The sequence below is a fragment of the Embleya sp. NPDC059213 genome (genome assembly GCF_042754445.1).
Taxonomy (GTDB): Bacteria; Actinomycetota; Actinomycetes; order Streptomycetales; family Streptomycetaceae; genus Embleya.
The window spans coordinates 1-6,015 of sequence record NZ_JBHZAV010000327.1; the positions used below are offsets into that span (position 1 = coordinate 1).

4 protein-coding genes and 1 pseudogene are annotated in these 6,015 nt (G+C 70.4%); all 5 read left to right on the top strand.

Translation table 11 applies throughout. The features are described from left to right. Window positions 1-435: pseudogene (locus ACFXMF_RS46320) on the top strand (potassium-transporting ATPase subunit B); the annotation flags it as partial. A gap of 5 nt (window positions 436-440) precedes the next feature. After that, a complete protein-coding gene (locus ACFXMF_RS46325) occupies window positions 441-1,190 on the top strand; it encodes a potassium-transporting ATPase subunit C (RefSeq protein WP_379991471.1) in 750 nt (249 codons plus the stop codon). A 68-nt stretch (window positions 1,191-1,258) separates the two neighbouring features. Continuing rightward, a complete protein-coding gene (locus ACFXMF_RS46330) occupies window positions 1,259-3,799 on the top strand; it encodes an ATP-binding protein (protein WP_379991472.1) in 2,541 nt (846 codons plus the stop codon). Window positions 3,800-3,820: 21 nt separating this feature from the next. After that, complete coding sequence (locus ACFXMF_RS46335; RefSeq protein WP_379991473.1) at window positions 3,821-4,069, top strand: hypothetical protein; 249 nt, start codon at window positions 3,821-3,823, stop codon at window positions 4,067-4,069. 936 nt (window positions 4,070-5,005) lie between these two features. Continuing rightward, window positions 5,006-5,863 carry an SDR family NAD(P)-dependent oxidoreductase gene (locus tag ACFXMF_RS46340; protein WP_379991474.1) on the top strand — a complete coding sequence of 286 codons (858 nt, stop codon included), beginning with the start codon at window positions 5,006-5,008 and terminating at the stop codon, window positions 5,861-5,863. Window positions 5,864-6,015 lie beyond the last annotated feature (152 nt).

Here is a 6,015-nt window from a genome sequence, read left to right on the forward strand (position 1 = left end):
GCCAGGAACATGGTCGACCTCGACTCGAACCCGACCAAGTTGATCGAGATCGTCGAGATCGGCAAGCAACTCCTGATCACCCGCGGCGCCCTGACAACGTTCTCGATCGCCAACGACGTCGCGAAATACTTCGCGATCATCCCCGCCATGTTCGCCGCCGGCGGCGGCCCGCACGCGCTGCACGGACTGTCCAAGCTCAACGTCATGCACCTCGCCACGCCCGAGTCGGCGATCGTGTCGGCGGTGATCTTCAACGCGCTGATCATCGTCGCGCTGATCCCGCTCGCGCTGCGCGGCGTGCGTTACCGGCCGCTGTCGGCGGACAAGATGCTCTCGCGCAACCTCGGCATCTACGGACTCGGCGGCCTGATCGCCCCGTTCGTCGGGATCAAGCTCATCGACCTGCTCGTCTCGCTCATTCCCGGAATCGGGTGACCCGGATGCCCACCCTCCTCACCACCCGCGTACGCGTGCTCCTCGCCGGCTTCCGGGCCGTGATCGTGTTCACCGTGTTGTGCGGAATCGCCTACCCACTCGCGATGACCGGCATCGCCCAGGTCGTCTTCCCCGACCAGGCCGACGGTTCCACGGTGAAACACCGGGGCAAGGAGGTCGGCTCCAGCCTGATCGGCCAGTCCTTCGACCTCGTCGACGCCCAGGGCAATCCCCGCCTGTTCGCCGCCGACGGCCGGGAAGTCGTCAAGCACGAGGATTCGGACGGCCGGATCACGTACACGTTCGCGGCCGACTCCGTCCCGCTCACCGCCGAGCAGGCCGCCGGCGTGGCCGGCGCGCCCGATCCGAGCTGGTTCCAGCCGCGCCCGTCGGCGTCGAACCACGACGCATTGGCCTCGGGTGCATCGAACTACGGGCCCGAGAACCCGACCCTGATCCAGGCGATCAAGGACCGCAAGGCCCAGGTCGCCGCCTTCAACGGGGTGCCGCAGGACAGGGTTCCGGTGGACGCGGTCACCGCGAGCGGATCCGGCCTGGACCCGCACATCTCCAAGGCCTACGCGCTGCTGCAGGTCGACCGGATCGCCCGCAACCGCCGGCTCGACCCGGGCCGCGTCCGCGCGCTCGTCGAGGACAAGGTTCAGGCACCCGTCATCGGGGTGCTGGGCAGTGAACGTGTCAACGTCCTCGATCTCAACCTCGCCCTCGCGCGCGCCGCCGAAGGCAAGGGGTGACCCGCGTGTCGGACAGAGAACCTCGGCATTCGTCGATTCGCGCCTGCACGGGGGTGGGCTGACCTGTCATGGTGACCCCTCGGCGCGGCAGGTTGCGGGTCTATCTCGGCGCGGCACCCGGAGTCGGCAAGACGTACGCGATGCTCGACGAAGCACACCGCCGGCTCTCCCGTGGCACGGACGTGGTGGTCGGCGTGGTCGAGAGCCACGGCCGACCCCGCACCGAGGAGATGCTCGCCGGCCTCGAGATCGTGCCCCGGAAGCAACTGTCCTACCGGGAAGGCTCGTTCACCGAGATGGACCCCGACGCGATCATCGCGCGCCATCCCAAGGTCGCCCTGGTGGACGAGTTCGCGCACACCAACGTGCCCGGTTCGCGCAACGAGAAGCGGTGGCAGGACATCGACGAGATCCTCGACGCCGGCATCGATGTGATCTCCACGATCAACGTGCAACACCTCGAAACGCTCAACGACGTCGTCGAGTCCATCACCGGCATCCCCCAACACGAGACCGTCCCCGACGGGGTCGTCCGCCGAGCCGAGCAGATCGAGTTCGTCGACCTGACCCCCGAGGCACTGCGCCGCCGGCTCGCACACGGGAACGTGTACGCGGCCGAGACGGTCGGTGCCGCGCTCGCGAACTACTTCCGCCCCGGCAACCTCACCGCCCTGCGCGAGTTGGCCCTGTTGTGGCTCGCCGACCGCGTCGACGAGTATCTGCGCGCGTACCGCGCCGACCACGGCATCGACGCGACCTGGCCCACCCGCGAACGCGTCGTCGTCGCCCTTACCGGCGGACCCGAGGGCGACACCCTGATCCGCCGGGCGGCGCGCATCGCCACCCGCGGCTCAGGCGGTGAACTCCTGGCCGTGCACGTGGCCCGCAGCGACGGCCTGGCCGGGTCCTCGCCGGCCGACCTGGCCCGCCAACGCCGGCTCGTGGACACCCTGGACGGCACCTTCCACTCCGTCGTCGGCGACGACGTGCCCGACGCCATCCTGGATTTCGCCCGTGGGGTCGACGCTACCCAGATCGTCCTCGGCAGCAGTCGCCGCAAGCGATGGCAGTACCTCCTCGGCCCCGGCGTCGGCGCCACCGTCGCCGCCCGCTCCGGCGACATCGACACGCACATCGTCACCCACGAACACGTCGGCCGCGGTCGAGACGACAGTCCCCGACGCTCGACCGTCCCCCGGGGGCGCACCGTCGCAAGCTGGGCCGTCGTCCTGCTCGGGCCACTCGCGCTCACCGCCGCGCTCGTACCCCATCGCAGCGACAGCGCATTGCCCGAGGAGATACTCCTGTTCCTCGCGTTGACCGTCGCGGTCGCCCTGTTCGGCGGTCTGTGGCAGGCGGTGACCACGGCCGTGCTCGGATCGGTGCTTCTGGACTACTACCTGACGCCGCCGATGGACACCCTGGACATCGCCGCGCCGGGCAACATCCTCGCCCTCGTGGTCTTCGTCGTGATGGCGCTGGTCGTCGCTTCGGTCGTCGACCTCGCCGCGCGGCGTACCCAGCAGGCCGCGCGCAGCCAGGCCGAGTCCGAGACGTTGAGCTTCCTCGCGGGGAGTGTGCTGCGCGGGGAACAGGCCCTGCCCGCCCTCCTGGAGCGGGTCCGGGAGACCTTCGGCATGGAATCCGTCGCCCTACTCCGATGCGAGGGACCCCACGGCGCGTGGACCGATGTCGGCTCCGTCGGCCCCAATCCCCCGTCGCGGCCCGACGCGGCGGACGTCGAGGTGCCGATCGACGAGACGCTCGCACTGGCCCTGTCCGGGCGGCCCCTGCCCGCCGACAACCGTCGCGTCCTCGGCGCTTTCGCCGCGCAGGCCGCGTTGGTCCTGGAGCGCCGCGCCCTGGTCGCGGAGGCCGCCGAGGCGCGCCGGGTCGGCGAGGACAACAGCGTCGACACGGCCCTGTTCGCCGCCGTGGCCCGAGACTTGCGCGCTCCGCTGGCCGCGATCAAGGCCGGGGCGTCGGGCCTGCGCGCGGAGGACGTCGAGTGGGCGCGGGACGACCGGGTCGCCCTGCTCGCCACGATCGAGGCCGGTGCCGACCGCTTGGACCGATTGATCGGCAACCTGCTCGACATGAGCCGGTTGCGGACCGACACGCTCAACCCCCTTCCCGCCGATGTCGCGCTCGACGAGGTGGTTCCGGGCGCCGTTGCCCGGGCCTGCGAATTCCCCGTGCGGCTGTCGATCCCCGATACTCTGCCGACGGTTCGGGCCGATGCGGAGTTGCTGGAGCGGATCGTGGTGAACCTGGTCGAGAACGCGGTGCTCCACACCCCGGCACAGACACCGGTCGTCGTCGTGGCCGAGGCGGTCCGGGACCGGGTCGAACTACGCGTGGTCGATCGCGGCCCCGGCCTGCCCGACGACGCCAAGGACCGGGTCTTCGAGGCGTTCGAGCGCCACGGCGACGCCCCACGCAGCCTCGGGGTGGGCCTGGGACTCGCCGTCGCCCGCGGGTTCGCCGAGGTGATAGGCGGCTCACTCGCCGCCGAGGACACTCCTGGCGGCGGGTTGACGATGGTCCTCACCCTGCCGGCCTCGGCCGGTTTGGGGCCGGGTGCCATCCCGGTGGAACTCACCACCTGAGGGCCGTGCGGCGGCGAGGGAATGGGCAGCATTCTCGGGGATGCCAAGGCTGCGCTCGGATGGAACGTCTTCGCGTATGTGTGGCGTATGAACAGTTCGGTGGTGCTGGGCGAGTCCCTACCATTGCAGCCGACTGTCGGAGCGAGCGCATACGGCGTCGTCGCCGACGGGGTGATGCCCGATCTCGATCACGGAGCCCACGAGGCGCCGAAAAGAGCGCGGCGGACCCTGGAACCCGGGTGCGCGGTCGGCGGCGGGGGATCGGGCTGATCCGACGCGGTCGGCCCGGGTGATGTCGTAGGGGATCGCTTTGTTCGAAGGAGACTGTCATGGTGCCCTCCGGGAGCGTCCCCCAAGACCGTTGCGAGGAGCTTCGCAGGGCGATCGAATCCACTCGCCAGGCTCTCGGGAGCATGCACTGGCGCTCGCTCCGGTTCCCCCGCGAGTCTTCCGAGGATCGGCTCGCCTATGAACTGGATGTGGTTTCACGGGCGTTGCAGACTCTCCTCGACGCTGCCGAATCGGTCACGGGGCATGACACCGACTTCCCGTAGGGAAGGAAGGGCTGACCGAAGGACGTACCCCCGAAATCGGGAAGGCTCGACGAGCCGCAGCTCCCGCCCGAACCACCGTCCGACGATGCCGCTCCGGCCGTCGTGAGTGGTCCTCGCTCGTGCGGGGGCGCCGAACGGACCGCTCTCGCGCGGCGTCGAGTTCGGGTGTCAAGGTCTCGTGAGCAAGCGCTGTTCGCTCTTGCTTCCGAGGCGGGGTCGACGATCTGATCGTGGTGTGAGCGAATCTGCGGCATCGACGATCGGCATACGCCACGAGCGAGAGTCTCTCGCCGTGGTCGTACGGCGACGATCGCGCGTGCCGGTGCTCCTGGACCGGATCGCCATCCGCCACGAGGACGAGCCCCCGCATCCGGGGCCCGCTTGCTGAACGTCTGACCCGGTACACGCGCCGGCCTGCCGAGACTTCGAGGCCGGCTGCATCTCATCACGTGGCGAGGCACGTCCTCGGCACGAGCGCGGGCCCGGAGATTCCCGCAGCCGGCGCTTGCGTCCCCCGGTCCATGGCCCATGACTCTCGGCGGTGCGACCGGGGCCCTGCGCGCCCGGCCCGGGTCCCCTCGGCACACCCACCATCCCCGTTTCCCCTGCGGTCGAGGCGTCATGCCCGGCGGCCACATCCCTTGGACGGATCATGCCCACATACACTCCCGCCGTGCTTTCCCCGGCCGGATCATCGGCGCTCTCGGGACCCCGGACGGTCCTGGTGACCGGTGCCGCGTCCGGCATCGGTTACCAGACCGCGCGCCTGCTCGCGATCGCCGGCATGTCGGTGATCGTGCACGCACGCAACGGCGCCCGGGCTCAAGAGGCCGTCGAGCAGCTCGTGCGGGACGGCGCCGACCGCTCGCGCCTGGACACGGCCGTCGCCGACTTCGCCCACCTCGACGACGTCGCCGACATGGCCCACGACGTGATCCGCAGGCACCCGCGGCTCGATCTGCTGGTCAACAACGCGGCCGTGCTGGGCCCCCCGGGCCGGGCGCTGACCGACGAAGGGAACGAACTCTCCTTCCAGGTCAACTTCCTGGCGCATTTCCTGCTGACCCGGATGCTCGAACCGACGTTCGCCGCCTCCCCGGCGCCGCGCGTGGTCAACGTGTCCTCAGCGTTGCACCGCACCGGCAGCATCAACTGGACCGACCCCACCCGCTCGCGCGGCTACTCGCAGGTCGCCGCGTACGCGCAGTCCAAGCTCGCGCTCACGATCTTCGCGCGCGCGTTCACGGAGTACGGGCGCAGTGCGGCCACCGCGGTGAGCGTGCACCCGGGGGTGGTCTCCACCCGACTGCTGCCCTGCTACGGCACCGTCGGCCGTCCCGCATCGGAAGGCGCGGCGGCCGTCACGCACCTGTGCTCGACCGCCACGAAGGTCGCACCGGGGGCCTACTACGACCGCCTCGCCGTCGCCGAACCGGGCCCCAAGGTCGGCGAGAGCCGCACGATGGGGCGTCTGTGGAAGCTCGGCACGGACCTCACCGGACAGGCCTGACCGGTCACCTCCGGTCGTTGAATCCCGATCGCGGTGTGGGGGGGGGGTGACCAGCCCCGCACACCCGGCCGGGGGTGCACCCCGGCGGGGCCCCCAACGAGGCCGGGCGACAAACTGCATCCCCACTCCCCTACCCAACAGAAACCGCGATT

Excerpts from the sequence above, each read along its gene's own strand:
- ACFXMF_RS46325 (WP_379991471.1), top strand. The coding sequence starts at position 441 with ATGCCCACCCTCCTCACCACCCGCGTACGCGTGCTCCTCGCCGGCTTC.
- ACFXMF_RS46330 (WP_379991472.1), top strand. The coding sequence starts at position 1,259 with ATGGTGACCCCTCGGCGCGGCAGGTTGCGGGTCTATCTCGGCGCGGCA.
- ACFXMF_RS46335 (WP_379991473.1), top strand. The coding sequence starts at position 3,821 with ATGGGCAGCATTCTCGGGGATGCCAAGGCTGCGCTCGGATGGAACGTC.
- ACFXMF_RS46340 (WP_379991474.1), top strand. The coding sequence starts at position 5,006 with ATGCCCACATACACTCCCGCCGTGCTTTCCCCGGCCGGATCATCGGCG.